Source organism: Pseudomonas sp. G7(2022) (assembly GCF_052660475.1).
Window position 1 is genome coordinate 3,856,628 of sequence record NZ_CP109659.1, and the last position, 18,556, is coordinate 3,875,183.

The window sequence follows — 18,556 nt, forward strand, 5'->3', positions numbered from 1 at the left end:
TTCAGGGTCAGACCTGACCCTGAGCGCCCTCGAACCACGCCAGTTTCTCGCGCAGTTGCACCACCTCGCCGACGATCACCAGCGTCGGCGCATGCACTTCATGCTCCGCCACCAGACGCGGCAGATCAGCCAGCGTGCCGGTGAAGACCCGCTGATTGACCGTGGTGCCCTGCTGGATCAACGCTGCCGGGGTATCGGCCGCACGACCATGCTTGATCAACTGCTCGCAGATGACTGGCAGCCCCACCAGCCCCATGTAGAACACCAGCGTCTGCGCCGGCGCGACAAGGTCGGCCCACGGCAGATCGGTGGAACCGTCCTTCAAGTGCCCGGTGACGAAACGTACCGACTGCGCGTAATCGCGATGGGTCAGCGGAATCCCGGCATAGGCCGCGCAACCGCTGGCCGCCGTGATACCCGGCACCACCTGGAACGGGATGCCGTGGGCCGCCAGCTCTTCGATCTCTTCACCACCACGGCCGAAGATGAACGGATCCCCGCCCTTCAACCGCACCACACGCTTGCCAGCCTTGGCCAGGTCCACCAGTTGCTGGTTGATCTGATCCTGCGGCACAGCGTGATCGGCGCGACGCTTGCCGACGTAAACCCGTTCGGCATCGCGACGGCACAGCTCAAGAATCGCAGGTGCCACCAAGCGGTCATACAACACCACGTCGGCTTGCTGCATCAGACGCAAGGCGCGGAAGGTCAGCAGATCCGGATCGCCCGGCCCTGCGCCCACCAGATACACCTCACCGGTCGTAACCATGGCTTCGCCGTCAATCTTGGCTTGCAGCAAACGTTCGGCCTCGGCGCCCTGCCCAGCCAGTTGGCGGTCGGCAATCGGCCCCTGGAACACGTCTTCCCAAAAACCGCGACGCTGCTGCACATCGGGAAACAGGCCTTTGACCTGATCACGAAAGCGTGCAGCCAGACCGGCCAGATGGCCGTAGGTCGAAGGAATCCAGGTTTCGATCTTGGCGCGGATCAACCGCGCCAGCACCGGCGCATCGCCGCCGCTTGAGACCGCGATGATCAGCGGCGAGCGGTCGACGATCGCCGGGAAAATCACGCTGCACAACGCCGGCGCGTCCACCACATTGACCGGAACGCAACGCCGATGAGCATCAGCGGAGACTTGCGCGTTTAACGCTTCGTCGTCGGTGGCGGCAATGATCAGCCCGCAACCGTCCAGATCCGTTTCGGCGTAGCCACGCAACAGGCACTCGCCACCGCTGGTGGCGACCAGTTCGCGCAGTTGCGCTTCGATTTCAGGTGCAACCACCCGCAGCAGCGCACCGGCATCGGCCAGCAGGCGGGACTTGCGCAAGGCAATCTCCCCCCCACCGACAACCAACACACGACTGCCGCGCAGGTTGTGAAACAGCGGCAGATATTTCATTTAGCCGATGACCTCAAGGCCACCCATGTACGGCTTCAGCACGTCCGGCACGCGGATCGAACCGTCGGCCTGCTGGTAGTTTTCCAGCACGGCCACCAGCGTACGACCGACCGCCAGACCGGAACCGTTCAGGGTGTGTACCAGCTCAGGCTTGCCGGTTTCCGGGTTGCGGAAACGCGCCTGCATGCGGCGGGCCTGGAAGTCGCCGCAGTTGGAGCACGACGAGATTTCACGGTACTTGTCCTGGCTCGGGATCCACACTTCCAGGTCGTAAGTCTTGACCGCGCTGAAGCCCATGTCGCCGGTGCACAGTGCCAGGGTACGGTAAGGCAGACCCAGCAGTTGCAGGACTTTCTCGGCGTTGGCGGTCAGACTTTCCAGCGCTTCCATCGACTTCGACGGCTCGACGATCTGCACCATCTCGACCTTGTCGAACTGGTGCTGGCGGATCATGCCGCGAGTGTCACGGCCGGACGCACCGGCTTCGCTGCGGAAGCACGGAGTGTGAGCGACGAACTTGATCGGCAGCTGTTTCGAATCGACGATTTCACCGGCCACGATGTTGGTCAGCGACACTTCGGCGGTCGGGATCAGGTACAGATCGGCTTCGCCTTCGCGACCAATCTTGAACAGGTCTTCTTCGAACTTCGGCAGTTGACCGGTGCCTTGCAGCGCAGGAGCCTGAACCAGATAAGGCGTGTAAGCCTCTTCGTAGCCGTGCTCGGTGACGTGCAGGTTGATCATGAACTGCGCCAGTGCGCGGTGCAGACGGGCAATCGGGCCACGCAGCAGGGCGAAACGTGCGCCGGACAGCTTGGCGGCGGTTTCGAAGTCGAGCCAGCCGAATTTCTCGCCCAGGGCCACGTGGTCCTGAACCGGGAAGTCGAACGCAGTCGGCGTACCCCAGCGACGGACTTCGACGTTGCCGTCTTCGTCTTCACCGACCGGTACCGACTCGTGCGGCAGGTTCGGGATGCCCAGCAGGATCGAATCCAGTTCGGTCTGGATCGCGTCGAGTTCGACTTTACCGGCGCTCAATTCGCCCGCCATGCGCTCGACGTCCGCCATCAGCGGCGCGATGTCTTCGCCGCGCTGCTTGGCCTGACCGATGGATTTGGAACGCGCATTACGCTCAGCCTGCAGTGCTTCGGTGCGGGTCTGGACGGTCTTGCGCTGTTCTTCCAGCGCTTCGATGCGCGCGACATCCAGGGCAAAGCCACGGGAAGCCAGGCGGTCCGCTACGTCCTGAAGGTTGCTACGTAACAGTTTGGAATCGAGCATGTCGGTTTCTCGTTATCAAAGTTTGGTCAGGGACAGGCCGGCCCAGGTCGCGAGCAGCCCGCCGAATACGCTGATGGCCGCATAGCCCAGGGCCAGCGGCACTTGCCCGCTTTCCAGCAGGCGCACCGTATCCAGTGAAAAGGATGAAAAAGTCGTCAGCCCCCCGAGGAAGCCGACCATCAACCCGGCACGTACCTCGATCGGTACTTCCGGGCGTATCAAAAACAGGCCGTACAACACGCCAATCAGCAGACAGCCCACGATATTAACGGCCAGCGTCGCGGTATAGAAGTGCCGCGGCCAATTGGCGTTGACCCAATTGCCAGTGGCGAAGCGCAACAAGGTGCCGGCAATCCCGCCGACGGAGACTGCAACAATCAATGGAACCACTATTTTCTCCGCTGCCGGGGGCTTAAACGATCGAGTTGGGCGAGGTGGTTGAGCTTTTCGCCGATCTTCAACTCCAGGCCACGGGGCACCGGTTGGTAGAACGGAATCGGGTCGAGTTCTTCCGGGAAATAGTCTTCGCCGGCCGCGTAGGCGTCCGGTTCGTCGTGGGCATAACGGTATTCGTCGCCGTAACCCAATTGCTTCATCAATTTGGTCGGCGCATTGCGCAGGTGCAGCGGCACTTCCAGCGAACCGTGCTCGGCGGCGGCGCGCAGCGCGGTCTTGAGGCCCATGTACACCGCGTTGCTTTTCGGCGCACACGCCAGGTAGGTGATGGCCTGAGCCACTGCCAACTCACCCTCCGGGCTGCCAAGGCGTTCCTGCACTTCCCACGCGGCCAGGCACAGACTCAGGGCGCGGGGGTCGGCATTGCCGATGTCTTCGCTGGCCATGCGCACCACGCGGCGGGCCAGATACAGCGGATCGCAGCCACCGTCGATCATCCGCGCAAACCAGTACAGCGCGCCGTCCGGGTTCGAGCCACGCACCGATTTGTGCAGCGCGGAAATCTGGTCGTAGAACGCTTCGCCGCCCTTGTCGAAACGCCGACGGGTATCGCCGAGCAGGCTTTGCAGCAGCTCGGTGCCCATCTCGCTGTTGTCTTCGGCCAGGTCCGAAGCGTTCTCCAGCAGATTGAGCAACCGCCGGCCATCACCGTCGGCGGCGGACAGCAGCATCTGGAAGCCTTCATCGCTGAGGGTCAGATGCCGCTTGCCCAGACCTCGGTCTTCGGTGAGCGCGCGGTGCACCAGTTTGCGCAACGCTGCTTCGTCGAGACTCTTGAGTACATAGACCCGCGCCCGCGACAGCAACGCGTTGTTCAATTCGAAGGAAGGGTTTTCGGTGGTTGCGCCGATGAAGATCAGCGTGCCGTCTTCAACGTACGGCAGAAAGGCGTCCTGCTGGGACTTGTTGAAGCGGTGCACTTCGTCGACAAACAGGATCGTGCGCTTGCCGTACTGACCGGCCTGCTGCTTGGCGATTTCCACCGCCTGACGGATCTCTTTGACGCCAGCCAATACGGCCGACACCGTTTCGAAATGCGCATCCGAGACTTCCGCCAGCAACCGCGCCAGGGTGGTCTTGCCCACGCCCGGCGGGCCCCAGAAGATCATCGAATGCAGGGCACCCTGCTCCAGCGCTTCGCGCAAAGGCTTGCCGCGAGCGAGCACATGTTCCTGACCGACGTACTCGTCCAGATTGGTCGCCCGCAAACGGGCGGCCAGTGGCTGGGCAATCGGTGCACTGCGAAACAGATCCATCACGTAGCGTTGAAACCTCTGTGTTTATTCCTGGATCACATCGGCACCCTTGGGGATGTCGAACTTGAACTTCGAGGCCGGGACCGCTTCGTTGGCCTTCACCCCGGTGAACAGGATGTTGGTGCGCTGACCGACGCTGTCGATCAGTTGCATGTCATTGACCAGACCGTTGCGGAACGACAGACGCAGGCTGTCGAACAGGGTGTCCTTGGTTTTCGGCTTCAGGGTGAAATCGATCACACCACCCGCCTCTTTCGCGCTGATATCGAAGCTCTGGCTGATTTTCGATACGTCACCGGACAGCAACAGGGCCGGGGTCTGGGTCAGGCGCTCGTCCAGTTTCTTGATGGTGGCCTGCTCCAGATCCGGGTCCCACAGGGTGACTTTCTTGCCGTCGGAGACCATGGTCTGCTCGGCCGGCGCATTGGTGTGCCAGTAGAACAGGCCCGGACGCTGCAGGGTCATGTCGCCGGTGGTTTCCTGCAGCTGGGTGCCGCTGCCGTCGAGGGTCAGCTGGGAAAAATTGGCGGTCAGGGTCTTGGATGTTTCGAGCAATTGGGTCAGGCGAGCCACATCCTTGTCATCGGCGTGAGCCGTGAGGGTGGTCAGAGCCAGTACCGGCAGCAGCATGCGGATAAGACGCATGGGAGTCCTCTTGAATACGCGTGGGAAAGTGGACGGCGCCTCATGCACCGTCCATTGCATTTGAATCAGTCGCGCACCGGGCCAGGGGCCAGGACTTCGCGGGAACCGTTGGTGTTCATGGACGTCACGACGCCGGCCATTTCCATGGCTTCGATCATGCGCGCGGCGCGGTTGTAACCGATCTTCAGCTTGCGCTGTACAGCAGAGATGGAGGCACGACGGCTTTCCAGCACGAACTGCACGGCTTCGTCGTACAGCGCGTCAGCTTCCGGATCATCACCGTCACCGCCGCCACTGCTGCCTTCGAAACCACTGCCCGCCTCTTCGACACCGTTGAGGATGTCGTCGTTGTATTCCGGCGCGCCGCGCAGTTTCCAGGCTTCCACCACCCGGTGAACTTCATCGTCGGATACAAATGCGCCGTGAACCCGGATCGGCAGGCTGGTGCCCGGCGGCATGTAGAGCATGTCACCGTGACCAAGCAATTGTTCGGCACCACCCTGGTCGATGATGGTCCGGGAGTCGATCTTGCTCGATACCTGGAACGCCATCCGCGTCGGGATGTTGGCCTTGATCAGACCGGTGATCACGTCCACCGACGGACGTTGGGTCGCGAGGATCAAGTGGATACCGGCCGCCCGCGCCTTCTGGGCGATACGGGCGATCAATTCTTCTACCTTCTTGCCGACGATCATCATCATGTCGGCAAATTCGTCCACGACCACGACGATGGTTGGCAGCTTCTGCAGCAGCGGCGCTTCGTCGTGGATGCTTTCGCGTTTGTACAGCGGATCGCTCAGCGGCTCGCCGGCGTCCTGGGCTTCCTTGACCTTGGCGTTGAAGCCGGACAGGTTTCGTACACCCATCTTCGCCATCAGCTTGTAGCGACGCTCCATCTCGGCAACGCTCCAGCGCAGGGCATTGGCGGCGTCTTTCATGTCGGTCACGACCGGGCACAGCAGGTGCGGAATGCCTTCGTAGATCGACAGTTCGAGCATTTTCGGGTCGATCATGATCAGCTTGGCGTCGTCCGGACCGGACTTGAACAGGATCGACAGGATCATCGCGTTCACGCCCACCGACTTACCGGAACCGGTGGTACCGGCCACCAGCAGGTGCGGCATCTTCGCCAGGTCGGTGATGACCGGCTTGCCGCCGATGTCGTGACCCAGGGCCAGGGTGACCGGCGATTTGAAGTTGTCGTACTCAGGCGTCGACAGCACTTCGGAGAAGCGCACGATCTGCCGGTCTTCGTTGGGAATCTCGATACCGACCGTGGTCTTGCCCGGAATCACTTCCACCACCCGCACACTGGTCACGGCCAGCGAACGTGCAAGGTCTTTCGCCAGGTTGGCGATACGGCTGACCTTCACACCGGCAGCCGGCTGGATTTCGTAACGGGTAATGACCGGGCCGGGATGGATCGAGTCCACGGTGACTTCGACGCCGAATTCCTTGAGCTTGATCTCCAGCAAGTGGCCGACCGCCGCCAGGGATTCAGGCGAATAATTGAGTTGTTTCTTTTCTGCAGGATCGAGAATCGAGATCGGCGGCAAGGTGCCTTCCACGGCGCTGTCGACGAACAACGGCACCTGCTTCTCTTTCTGCACGCGCTTGCTGGGTTCCGGCGCCTTGACCGGGGCCGGGGCAATGACCGGCGGAACCTGTTTCTCACGCTCGGACATGTGTTTGCTCAGGGCCTGCTCGCGTTCGATCAGACGTTCCTTGACCTTGGCCTGCTCGCGCTTGTCGGTGACGGTCGGTGCGACCACGTCGTGCACCCGGTCATCGACTTCACGCAGTTGCGCCACCAGTTGCTTGCGCTCGGTACGCGCCGACCACCAGCGATTGATCGCACCCTGGAACAGTTCGAACAGGTCGAGGGTGATCTTGCCGGTGACATCCATCACCTTGAACCAGGACAGATCGGTGAATACGGTCAGGCCGAACAGGAACAGCGCGATGAACAGCAATGTGCTGCCCTGAATGTTCAGGGCATTGCGGGCCAGGTCACCGAGGCTTTCACCCAGCGCGCCACCCGCACCGGCCGGCAACCCGGTGGCCGCATGGAAATGAATGTGCGCCAGCGCAGCACCGGACAGCACCAGAAACACAAGGCCGATCAGGCGCCAGGAAAACAGCCAGCCGCTCCACTGCCACGGCTCGTGGCGCTGACGGAAGATCTGATAGGCCTTGATCGCCAGCAGCAGCGGGAAGATATAGGCAAAGTAACCCAGCACCATGAACAGAATGTCGGCGCTGTAGGAACCCGCTGGGCCGCCGAAATTCTGCACGTCGTCGATCTTGCTGTTGTGGCTCCAGCCCGGATCGTCCTTGCCGTAAGTCAGCAAGGCCATCATCAGGAACAGGCACAAGGCACCGATGGCGATCAATGCACCTTCCTTGAGCCGGTAGTGCAATTGCTGACGCCAGAGCGGAACGACTGTTTTTGGTGCTTCCGTGGATTTCTTCAAAACGCTTCTTTTCCTGCGCCAGAGGCGCGTCCATCTATTGAATGACGATAAAAACTGCCCATTCCAGGCAGGTAAAAAAATTGACGGGCGCAACTGAGACTACTTTTAACACTGCGTCCGGTCTTTTATAAACACGGCACACTGCGAATATTCTGTAACAGCCCGGCATTGTACGGGTTTGCGCGCTCGATGCCATGCTTCGCATCCCAAGCTCAAGCATAGCCAAACAGACGCGACCTGCGCCGCAATTTGAGCATGCATTGTCTTTTGTGACAAAGGCTTATGAGGTGTATTTGATGAACGTAGCGAAGCATCTGCGCCCGCACTCATCGCCCGTCTACGACCGCATCGATACGGTCAAGTTGCAGGAGCGCAATCATCGGGCACGTTCGGGAGGACATTCACCTCATTTAACGGCACACTTTGCATCGGGCCCAGACGCCCACCTCCCTCCCCTTCTGCAAGCCTGGACGCCATGCTGACTTGGTTACAACGCAATTCACTGACTTTCCCGCCCCTGGAAAAAGCCATGCGCGATCCCAATGGATTGCTCGCAGCCGGCGGCGACCTGTCCGCCGATCGCCTGATCCAGGCTTATCGTCACGGCTGCTTTCCGTGGTTCTCCGAAGGTCAGCCGATCCTCTGGTGGTCGCCGGATCCGCGCACCGTTCTGTTTCCCGACGAACTGCACATCTCACGCAGCCTGGGCAAACTGCTGCGCAAAAAGCGCTATCAAGTGACCTTTGACCAGGACTTCACGGGGGTCATCCGTGCCTGCGCCGCACCAAGGGATTACGCCGATGGCACCTGGATCACCCAGGCCATGCAGGATGCCTACATCGAACTGCACCAGCGCGGCTTTGCCCACTCGGTAGAAGTATGGGATCAAGGCGAACTGGTTGGCGGCCTCTATGGCCTGGCGATGGGGCAGCTGTTTTTCGGTGAATCAATGTTCAGCCGCGCCGACAACGCCTCCAAATATGGTTTCGCCACCCTGGTGCAACATCTGAAGGACTCCGGGTTCGTGCTGATCGACTGCCAGATGCCGACCGATCACCTGCACAGCCTCGGTGCTCGGGCCATTTCTCGCAGTACATTTGCCGATTATCTGTCCCGGCACCTTGACCAACCCAACCTCGCCACCTGGGTTTGCTGAGCGACTTTTGCGTGCGTGGCTTACACTTAATTCACCAGCTTACCCCCGAGGGTTGATCATGACCGAGTTGGCGCGGTTGAAGTTCTATGCCACTCAGCCTCACTCTTGCAGCTATCTGCCCGAGGAGCAGGCCACGACCCTGTTTCTCGATCCCAGCCAGCCCATGGATGTGCATGTCTACGCAGACCTGTCGGAAATGGGCTTTCGTCGCAGCGGCGATCACCTGTACCGTCCGCATTGCCAGAACTGCAACGCGTGCGTGCCTGCGCGTATTCCGGTGGCGCAGTTCAACCCCAATCGCCAGCAGAAACGCATTTTCAAACGCAACGCCGATTTGCAGGTGCGGCCGGTCAAGCCCGGTTTCAGCGAAGAATATTTTGATCTTTATCAACGCTACATCGAACAACGCCATGCCGACGGCGACATGTACCCACCGAGCCGCGATCAATTCTCGACTTTTCTGGTTCGCGATCTGCCCTTCTCACGTTTTTACGAGTTCCGGCTCGACGGACGGTTACTGGCAGTTGCCGTCACCGACCTCCTGCCCAACGGCCTGTCGGCGGTCTACACCTTTTACGAGCCGGAAGAAGAACGCCGCAGCCTCGGACGCTATGCAATCCTCTGGCAAATCACCGAAGCCAGACGCCTTGGGCTCGAAGCCGTGTACCTTGGCTATTGGATCAAAAACTGCAAAAAGATGAACTACAAGACCCAGTATCGCCCCATAGAACTGCTGATTAACCAGCGCTGGGTCATCCTGAACTGAATGCAAACCCTAAACCCCTTGGCGTAAACCCCATTTTTCGGGCACAATGCACGCCGCTTTTGCCTGGCGCAGTTGCACCGGGCCATTCACTGGATACCGAGGGCTTTACTGCATGTCGAAAGAAGACAGCTTCGAAATGGAAGGCACTGTCGTCGACACCCTGCCCAACACCATGTTTCGTGTGGAGTTGGAAAATGGGCACGTCGTAACCGCGCATATCTCCGGCAAGATGCGCAAGAACTACATTCGTATTCTTACCGGTGACAAAGTGCGCGTCGAACTGACGCCCTATGACTTGAGCAAAGGGCGTATCACTTACCGCGCTCGCTAATCAAGTCAATACAAGACGCCCGGCATTTGCCGGGCGTTTTTGTTTGTCTGGGTTTTGGGTTTGTGCTTGAGTTTTGAGTGTATATCCGTTGCTTCGGGAGCTGCCGCTGGCGGTTTCGCTCTTACAGCGAGTCACTTTTGACAAACGCCTCAAAAGTAACCAAAAAGTCTACGCCCCGGCGTACGGCACTTCGCTTAGGCTCAGCGTTCCCTCGCTACGGTGTCCATCAGGGGGCATCGCCTACGGTTTGCTTCGCTGCACCTCCTCTCGATGTATGCGGCTTCGCCGCACGGCGCTGCGCGCCTACCCCCTGATGGACACCTCCGCTCGGCCTGCCGAAGGGGCTTGAGATCAAAAGCCAGAGCCAGAGCAAAGGCCAGATCAAGAGCAAAGGCCAGATCAAGAGCCCCTCACCCTAGCCCTCCCGAAACGTCGGACCGCCCGTAGGGAGAGGGAACTGATTGAGGTGTTTGGGAGAACTGCGCCGACGTGCAATACCGGTCGAACTCAAGTTTTGAAAAGCCCACAAATCGGCTCCCTCTCCTTGGGGAGAGGGCTGGGGTGAGGGGTAAACCCACAACAAAACCAAAGCCAAACACGCCCTGCTCCCACCACTCAAACGATGAGCGTTAGCTCGAGTAAAGCTTTTGATCTCAAGGCCCATCGGCAGGCTGAGTGGAGGGATTGATCCGGGGGTGGGAGCGCAGCGACCGTTTGGCGAAGCCAAACACATCGAGAGGAGGTGCAGCGAAGCAAACCGTAGGCGATGCCCCCGGATCAATCCCGGAGCGAAGGAACCCGAGCCACAGCGAGGGCCGTACGTCAGGGCTCAAGACCTTTGGTTACTTTGGGCTGGGCCGGCATTCCGGCGTTTGCCAAAGTGACCCGCCGTAAGGGCGGAACCCTAAGAAGCCGTTACCGCAGCAACGGATATGCCCCCAAACCAAAAACCGCAGACAGCAAAAAGGCGCCCAAAGGCGCCTTTCGCTTTACAACAGACCAACAACCATCAAGCCATTTCCGCAGTAGTCTCGAAGTCAAACGTCAGCTCACCATCCTTGATGTCGATGTGCACCACACCGCCATGCTCGGCCAGCTCGCCAAACAGAATCTCCTCTGCCAGCGGACGCTTGATCTTGTCCTGAATCAGACGCGCCATCGGACGAGCGCCCATGGCCGAATCGTAACCACCGGCCGCCAGCCAACTGCGCGCTGCGTCGGTAACTTCCAGAAGTACACGCTTGTCCTCCAGCTGCGCCTGAAGTTCGGTGAGGAACTTGTCCACCACGCTTTTGATGACCTCATGACTGAGGCGACCAAACTGAATGATGGTGTCCAGACGGTTACGAAATTCCGGCGTGAAGCTCTTCTTGATCACTTCCATCGCATCGGACGAGTGGTCCTGATGGGTGAAACCGATCGAAGCACGTGCCGCCGTTTCAGCACCGGCATTGGTGGTCATGATCACGATCACGTTGCGGAAGTCCGCCTTGCGCCCGTTGTTGTCGGTCAGCGTACCGTGGTCCATCACCTGCAGCAGCAGGTTGAAGACTTCCGGATGCGCCTTCTCGATTTCATCGAGCAGCAATACGCAATGCGGTTGCTTGGTGATCGCTTCGGTCAACAGACCGCCCTGGTCGAAACCGACATAGCCCGGAGGCGCACCGATCAGACGCGATACGGTGTGGCGCTCCATGTACTCGGACATGTCGAAACGAACCAGCTCGATCCCCAGCGCCTTGGCCAATTGCCGCGCAGCTTCGGTTTTACCAACACCGGTCGGCCCTGCAAACAGGAACGAACCGACAGGCTTGTCCGGCGACTTCAGACCGGCACGGGACAGCTTGATCGCAGTCGACAACGAATCGATCGCCGCATCCTGACCAAACACCGTCAGCTTCAGGTCGCGCTCCAGGTTACGCAACAGCTCCTTGTCGGAACTGGTGACGTGTTTTGGTGGAATACGTGCGATCTTCGCCACGATATCCTCGACCTGCGGCACGTCGATGCGCTTCACACGCTTGTCGACCGGTTGCAGGCGCTGGTAGGCGCCCGCCTCGTCGATCACATCGATGGCCTTGTCCGGCATATGCCGGTCATTGATGTAGCGCGATGCCAGTTCCGCAGCGGCGCGCAGCGACTCATCGCTGTACTCGATGTTGTGGTGCTGTTCGAAACGCCCTTTCAGACCACGCAGGATACCGATGGTGTCTTCCACCGACGGCTCGACCACATCGACCTTCTGGAAGCGGCGGGCCAGAGCCCGATCCTTCTCGAAGATGCCGCGGAATTCCTGGAACGTGGTCGACCCGATGCAGCGGATATCACCCGACGACAGCAGCGGCTTGAGCAGGTTAGAGGCGTCCATGACGCCACCGGACGCAGCGCCCGCACCAATAATGGTGTGAATCTCGTCGATGAACAGGATCGCCTGCGGACGTTTTTTCAGTTCGCCGAGCAGCGCCTTGAAGCGCTTCTCGAAATCGCCGCGATATTTGGTGCCTGCGAGCAAGGCACCCAGATCGAGGGAATAAACGACGCTGTTGGCCAGCAGGTCCGGCACCTGGTTGTCGACAATGCGTTTGGCCAGGCCTTCGGCAATCGCGGTCTTGCCCACGCCCGCCTCGCCCACCAGCAACGGATTGTTCTTGCGGCGACGCGCGAGAATCTGCGCAACGCGCTCGACTTCCGACTCTCGCCCGACCAGCGGATCGATCCGGCCCTGGCGTGCGAGTTCGTTAAGGTTGCTGGCATACGCATCCAGCGGATTGCCTGAAGAAGAAGACTCACCGCCCTCGTCGTCCTGCATGTCTTGTTCACCTTCAGAGTGATCGCCATGCCCCGGCACCTTGGAAATGCCATGGGCGATATAGTTGACGACATCAATGCGTGCAACGCTCTGCTGTTTCAGCAGGAACACCGCCTGACTCTCTTGCTCACTGAAGATTGCAACCAGCACGTTGGCGCCGGTTACTTCGCGTTTGCCCGAGCTCTGCACATGGAAGACAGCACGTTGCAACACACGCTGGAAGCCCAGGGTTGGCTGGGTTTCGCGATCTTCGTCATGGACGGGGATCAGCGGCGTGGTGGAGTCGATGAACTCCTGCAGGTCGTGCTTGAGTTTGTCGAGGTTTGCGCCGCAGGCACGCAATACGGTGGCGGCAGCCTCATTATCCAATAGGGCCAGCAGCAGGTGTTCGACGGTCATGAACTCATGACGCTTCGAACGAGCCTCCTTGAAGGCAAGATTGAGGGTGACTTCGAGCTCGCGGTTTAACATAGCTTCACCTCATACCCAAGTGGTCGGCGATTAACCGTCCTTCTCGATTTCACAGAGTAGCGGATGCTGGCTTTCCCTGGCGTACTGGTTGACCTGCATGGCCTTTGTCTCGGCGATGTCGCGGGTAAACACTCCACATACTGCCCGTCCTTCTGTGTGGACGGCCAGCATGACCTTGGTCGCCAGCTCGCGATTCAGGTTAAAAAACACCTCGAGCACTTCGACGACGAAATCCATCGGTGTGTAGTCATCGTTGAACAAAACCACCTTGTACATCGGCGGCGCCTGTAACGCAGGCTTTGCTTCCTGAACAGCAACGCCTGCCGAATCGTCGTCGTGCTCCTGTGGAAGATCCTTTTGGAGAAGCGGGCGATCCTGATTGAATGTTAGTCGAATCTGGCTGATTGCATGCATGGAAAGAAAGGTTCGTCAGTTGTGCAAATACAGTGGTGGGGGCGGCTTGACACGTTTTCAACTCCGACTGCCCGGTCACCTTGACTATCGGGAAAACGGTGTTACAACCAATAGAACCCACAGTGGGGAAAAAAGATCCGCGGAGTCAATCCTTTTAACGGATTCGACTGCGGATGTCTTGGATGATACTCCAGCGATGGAGTCTGTTGCAGAGGGATTTGAGCATGGCTGTCGGCAAGGTCAAGTGGTTCAACAATGCCAAGGGATTCGGCTTCATCAATACCGATGCCCGCGAAGGACGTGACGAGGATGGCAAAGACATTGATTTCTTTGCCCACTACTCCGCCATTGAGATGGACGGGTATAAGACCCTCAAGGCCGGACAGATCGTGACTTTCGAAATCGTCCAGGGCCCCAAGGGACTGCATGCGGTGAATATCACGGCGGCAACCGTGGCAAGTGAAGCGGCTACGCATGCCCCTCATACAGAAAAAGTGTCAGGCTGACTCAACCGTCACCTGGTCATGAAAAAACCGCCCGAAGGCGGTTTTTTTGTACCTGCACGACTTACATATGCTTGACGATCGCCTCACCGAAGCCCGAAGAAGACACCAGCGTGGCGCCTTCCATCAGACGTTCGAAGTCATAGGTCACCGTCTTGGCCTTGATCGCGCCATTGGTACCCTTGATGATCAGGTCCGCCGCCTCGGTCCAGCCCAGATGACGCAACATCATCTCGGCCGACAGAATCACCGAACCCGGGTTGACCTGATCCTTGCCGGCGTACTTCGGCGCGGTACCGTGGGTCGCCTCGAACATGGCCACGGTGTCGGACAGGTTGGCACCCGGCGCGATACCAATACCGCCCACTTCCGCCGCCAGGGCGTCGGACAGGTAGTCACCGTTGAGGTTGAGGGTGGCGATCACATCGTATTCGGCCGGACGCAGCAGGATCTGCTGGAGCATGGCATCGGCGATGGCATCCTTGACGACGACTTCGCGGCCGGTTTTCGGGTTCTTGAATTTCATCCATGGGCCGCCATCGAGCAGCTCGGCGCCGAATTCTTCCTTCGCCACCTCGTAACCCCAGTCCTTGAAGGCACCTTCGGTGAATTTCATGATGTTGCCCTTGTGCACAATGGTCAGCGACTTGCGGTCGTTGTCCACCACGTATTGCAGGGCCTTGCGCACCAGACGCTTGGTGCCTTCTTTCGAAACCGGCTTGATACCAATGCCGCAATCCTGGTCGAAACGGATCTTGGTGACGCCCATTTCTTCTTTCAGGAATTTGATGACCTTGGTGGCCTCAGGAGAACCGGCCTTCCATTCGATACCGGCATAAATGTCTTCGGAGTTCTCGCGAAAGATCACCATGTCGACGTCGCCGGGCTTTTTCACCGGGCTCGGCACGCCTTCGAACCACACCACAGGGCGCAGGCAGACATAGAGATCGAGCTGTTGGCGCAGGGCAACGTTGAGGGAACGGATGCCGCCACCGACCGGGGTGGTCAGCGGGCCTTTGATGGAAACCACGTAATCCTTGACGGCGTCCAGGGTTTCCTGGGGCAGCCAGGTGTCCTGGTCATAGACCTGAGTTGCTTTTTCGCCAGCATAAACCTCCATCCAGGAAATCTTGCGCTTGCCCCCGTAGGCCTTGGCCACGGCAGCATCAACCACTTTGATCATCACAGGGCTGACGTCGACGCCAATGCCGTCACCTTCGATGAAGGGAATGATCGGGTTATCAGGGACATTGAGAGAATGGTCTGCGTTGACGGTGATTTTGTCGCCGACGGCTGGAACCTGAATCTTCTTGTAACCCATGCTGAACTCCATTGTTTGGATTGAACATCTGGCTTGGTTCGAGCGTAACCCAGTTGAATCAACACGCAAACCCTCTGTTCCGGGCGCGGCGACATCTCGTTTCGTACAAGCCTGAAAGCAAAGGGAAAAGCGCCAATCTCAAGCATTCACGGCGACTCTACGCCCCACCCCGCCCTGCGACCTTTAGACCAATGGACGAGAATCGTTGCATATGAAGCATCGGCAGATTGCCAGCTACCTATGTATAATGCCGCCCGCTGACCAAAGGGTCACGACGGCTGGCCTCTCTAGCACGAGACTTTCCGCCTGATTGGTCGGGTTGTTACCGCAGTCCGACTGCTTGACGCTCTACTGATGCACCCAACATCACCGCGAAGATTCTCGACATTCGGTTCATGGATGACTTTGAACGAACGCGCTTACCCGGCGCCCCTCGAGTTTCTGCGCACGCTTTAGCAAAGAAGAGAGAGTTAATCCGAATATGCCCACCCGCTCGAAGATCATCTATACCTTCACCGACGAAGCTCCAGCCCTCGCCACCTATTCCCTGCTGCCAATCATCGAGGCTTACACCGCCTCGGCCGATATCGCCGTGGAAACCCGCGATATCTCTCTTGCAGCACGTATTCTGGCCAGCTTCCCCGAGCAACTGGGCGACAAAGCCGTAGCCGACCACCTCGCCGAACTGGGCGACCTGGCCGTTACGCCTGAAGCCAACATCATCAAGCTGCCGAACATCAGCGCCTCGGTTCCGCAACTGCAAGCCGCGATCAAAGAACTGCAAGCCCAGGGCTACAACCTGCCGGACTACCCGGAAACCGTGACCAGCGACGCCGACAAAGACGCCAAGGCGCGCTACGACAAGGTCAAGGGCAGCGCCGTGAACCCGGTTCTGCGTGAAGGCAACTCCGACCGTCGCGCTCCGCTGTCGGTCAAGAACTACGCTCGCAAGCACCCGCACAAAATGGGCGCCTGGGCCAAAGACTCCAAGTCCCACGTCGCTCATATGAGCACCGGCGATTTCTACGGCAGCGAAAAAGCCGCCCTGATCGACGCCGCTGACACCGTGAAGATCGAGCTGATCGCCCAAGACGGCACCGCCACCGTCCTGAAAGAAAAAACCAACGTTCAGGCGGGCGAGATCCTCGACTGCTCCGTGATGAGCAAAAAGGCCCTGCGCGCGTTCATCGCCGCTGAAATCGACAGCGCCAAGCAACAAGGCGTGCTGCTGTCGGTTCACCTGAAAGCCACCATGATGAAGGTCTCCGACCCGATCATGTTCGGCCAGATCGTTGCCGAGTTCTACAAAGACGCCCTGACCAAGCACGCCGACGTGCTGGCCGAGGTCGGCTTCAACCTGAACAACGGCATCGGCGACCTGTACGCCCGCATCAAATCCCTGCCGGCCGAGCAACAAGCGCAGATCGAAGCTGACATTCAGGCGGTCTACGCCGCTCGTCCGTCGCTGGCGATGGTCAACTCCGACAAAGGCATCACCAACCTGCACGTGCCGAGCGACGTCATCGTCGACGCCTCGATGCCGGCCATGATCCGTGACTCCGGCAAGATGTGGGGCACCGACGGCCAGCTGCACGACACCAAGGCTGTGATCCCGGACCGTTGCTACGCCACCATCTACCAGGCCGTGATCGAAGATTGCAAAGCCAATGGCGCTTTCGATCCGACCACCATGGGCAGCGTGCCGAACGTTGGCCTGATGGCTAAAAAGGCTGAAGAGTACGGCTCCCACGACAAGACCTTCCAGATCAAGGCCGACGGCGTGGTTCGCGTGACCGACAGCAAAGGCAACCTGCTGATGGAACAGGCTGTTGAAGCCGGCGACATCTTCCGCATGTGCCAGACCAAAGACGCGCCGATCCAGGACTGGGTCAAACTGGCCGTCAACCGTGCTCGCGCAAGCAGCACCCCGGCCATCTTCTGGCTGGACCCGATGCGCGCCCACGACGGCGTAGTGATCGAGAAGGTTCAGGCTTACCTGAAGGATCACGACACCGCTGGTTTGGACATCCAGATCATGGCACCGGTCGACGCCATGAAATACACCCTGCAGCGCACCCGCGAAGGCAAGGACACCATTTCGGTGACCGGCAACGTACTGCGCGACTACCTGACCGACCTGTTCCCGATCATGGAACTGGGCACCAGCGCCAAGATGCTGTCGATCGTGCCGCTGATGAACGGCGGTGGCCTGTTCGAAACCGGCGCCGGCGGTTCGGCTCCGAAGCACGTGCAGCAACTGGTCGAAGAGAACTTCCTGCGCTGGGATTCGCTGGGCGAATTCCTGGCCCTGGCCGCTTCTCTCGAGCACTTGGGTGTGAACTACAACAACCCGAAAGCGCTGGTGCTGTCCAAGACCCTGGACCAGGCTACTGGCCAATTCCTCGACAACAACAAGTCGCCATCGCGCAAAGTCGGCAACATCGACAACCGCGGCAGCCACTTCTACCTGGCGATGTACTGGGCACAAGCCCTGGCCGCCCAGACCGAAGACGCTGCACTGCAAGCGCAGTTCGCGACCCTGGCCAAGACCCTGACCGAGAACGAAGCGACCATCGTCGCCGAGCTCAACGCCGTTCAAGGCAAGCCAGTGAACATCGGTGGTTACTACCACGCCGATGCCGAGCTGATCAGCAAGGCCATGCGCCCAAGCGCAACCTTCAACGCGGCGATTGCTGCGCTGGTATAAGGTTGTAAAGGGAACATCACAAACCCCGGCCATGCGCCGGGGTTTGTGTTTCTGCCTTTCGCCCAGGAGATTCAATCAATGCAATGGCTCCCCCACATCACCGTCGCCACCATCGTCGAGGATAACGGCCGTTTCCTGATGGTCGAGGAACACAAAGCCGGGCGTAACGTGCTCAATCAGCCCGCCGGCCATCTGGATCCGGACGAAACCCTGATCGAAGCCGCCGTGCGCGAAACCCTCGAAGAAACCGGCTGGGACGTCGAACCCACCGCCGTGATCGGCATTTATCTGTACACCGCTCCGAGCAACGGCGTGACTTACCAGCGCGTGTGCTTCAGCGCCAAAGCCGTGAAACATTACCCGGAATATCAGCTGGACGACGGCATCGTCGGCGCCAAGTGGCTGACCCGCGACGAATTATTGGCCCAGCGCGATAACTGGCGCAGCGAGCTGATCATCCGTTGCATCGACGATTATCTGGCCGGCAATCGCTTCGGCCTCGAACTGATACGCCCTTCCCTTTAGCCTTGAGGCCGTGAGCCTGATAGAATCGCGTCCTTTTTC

General features: G+C 59.4%; 15 protein-coding genes. 6 read left to right on the forward strand and 9 right to left on the reverse strand.

Annotated features, from left to right (window positions below; genetic code table 11):
* Positions 1-7 precede the first annotated feature (7 nt).
* The 6 genes from cysG to NE357_RS17525 all read right to left on the reverse strand — a co-directional run bounded on the left by cysG (position 8) and on the right by NE357_RS17525 (position 7,514).
* On the reverse strand, positions 8-1,402 hold the full coding sequence (cysG, locus tag NE357_RS17500) for a siroheme synthase CysG (protein WP_169430932.1): 1,395 nt from the start codon (positions 1,400-1,402) through the stop codon (positions 8-10).
* Positions 1,403-2,683: a serine--tRNA ligase gene (serS, locus tag NE357_RS17505; protein ID WP_169430933.1), complete on the reverse strand. Its 1,281-nt coding sequence runs from the start codon at positions 2,681-2,683 to the stop codon at positions 1,403-1,405.
* Between the two features lie 15 nt (positions 2,684-2,698).
* A complete protein-coding gene (crcB, locus tag NE357_RS17510) occupies positions 2,699-3,073 on the reverse strand; it encodes a fluoride efflux transporter CrcB (protein ID WP_007958188.1) in 375 nt (124 codons plus the stop codon).
* Complete coding sequence (locus NE357_RS17515; protein WP_169430934.1) at positions 3,073-4,395, reverse strand: replication-associated recombination protein A; 1,323 nt, start codon at positions 4,393-4,395, stop codon at positions 3,073-3,075. Before NE357_RS17515 ends, crcB begins: the two co-directional genes overlap by 1 nt.
* A gap of 24 nt (positions 4,396-4,419) precedes the next feature.
* Entirely contained in the window at positions 4,420-5,040 is a 621-nt protein-coding gene (gene lolA, locus NE357_RS17520) for an outer membrane lipoprotein chaperone LolA (protein ID WP_007958184.1), read from the reverse strand.
* 65 nt (positions 5,041-5,105) lie between these two features.
* Positions 5,106-7,514 carry a DNA translocase FtsK gene (locus NE357_RS17525; RefSeq protein ID WP_169430935.1) on the reverse strand — a complete coding sequence of 803 codons (2,409 nt, stop codon included), beginning with the start codon at positions 7,512-7,514 and terminating at the stop codon, positions 5,106-5,108.
* A 475-nt stretch (positions 7,515-7,989) separates the two neighbouring features.
* Here NE357_RS17525 and aat point away from each other — a divergent pair, with 475 nt between their 5' ends.
* From aat to infA, 3 genes are all read left to right on the forward strand, one after another.
* Positions 7,990-8,670, forward strand: coding sequence for a leucyl/phenylalanyl-tRNA--protein transferase (aat, locus tag NE357_RS17530; RefSeq protein WP_169430936.1), 681 nt, complete (start codon positions 7,990-7,992; stop codon positions 8,668-8,670).
* A 58-nt stretch (positions 8,671-8,728) separates the two neighbouring features.
* On the forward strand, positions 8,729-9,436 hold the full coding sequence (locus NE357_RS17535) for an arginyltransferase (RefSeq protein WP_085732140.1): 708 nt from the start codon (positions 8,729-8,731) through the stop codon (positions 9,434-9,436).
* Between the two features lie 112 nt (positions 9,437-9,548).
* Positions 9,549-9,767, forward strand: a complete 219-nt coding sequence (gene infA, locus NE357_RS17540) for a translation initiation factor IF-1 (RefSeq protein ID WP_002553999.1) — start codon at positions 9,549-9,551, stop codon at positions 9,765-9,767.
* Positions 9,768-10,776: 1,009 nt separating this feature from the next.
* Here infA and clpA read toward each other — a convergent pair.
* Positions 10,777-13,047 (reverse strand): ATP-dependent Clp protease ATP-binding subunit ClpA, encoded by a 2,271-nt coding sequence (clpA, locus tag NE357_RS17545; RefSeq protein WP_169430937.1) that lies wholly within the window; start codon positions 13,045-13,047, stop codon positions 10,777-10,779.
* A gap of 30 nt (positions 13,048-13,077) precedes the next feature.
* A complete protein-coding gene (clpS, locus tag NE357_RS17550) occupies positions 13,078-13,461 on the reverse strand; it encodes an ATP-dependent Clp protease adapter ClpS (RefSeq protein WP_011334948.1) in 384 nt (127 codons plus the stop codon).
* 224 nt (positions 13,462-13,685) lie between these two features.
* Here clpS and NE357_RS17555 point away from each other — a divergent pair, with 224 nt between their 5' ends.
* Positions 13,686-13,967: a cold shock domain-containing protein gene (locus tag NE357_RS17555; RefSeq protein ID WP_169430938.1), complete on the forward strand. Its 282-nt coding sequence runs from the start codon at positions 13,686-13,688 to the stop codon at positions 13,965-13,967.
* Positions 13,968-14,028: 61 nt separating this feature from the next.
* Here the strand turns inward: NE357_RS17555 and icd are convergent, their stop codons facing one another.
* Positions 14,029-15,285, reverse strand: coding sequence for an NADP-dependent isocitrate dehydrogenase (gene icd, locus NE357_RS17560; RefSeq protein ID WP_169430939.1), 1,257 nt, complete (start codon positions 15,283-15,285; stop codon positions 14,029-14,031).
* A 481-nt stretch (positions 15,286-15,766) separates the two neighbouring features.
* On the opposite strand from icd, the gene NE357_RS17565 reads away from it, so the two are divergent.
* Both NE357_RS17565 and NE357_RS17570 read left to right on the forward strand, forming a co-directional pair.
* Entirely contained in the window at positions 15,767-17,992 is a 2,226-nt protein-coding gene (locus tag NE357_RS17565) for an NADP-dependent isocitrate dehydrogenase (protein ID WP_169430940.1), read from the forward strand.
* Positions 17,993-18,070: 78 nt separating this feature from the next.
* A complete protein-coding gene (locus NE357_RS17570; protein ID WP_169430941.1) occupies positions 18,071-18,517 on the forward strand; it encodes an NUDIX hydrolase in 447 nt (148 codons plus the stop codon).
* The last annotated feature ends 39 nt before the right edge of the window (positions 18,518-18,556 follow it).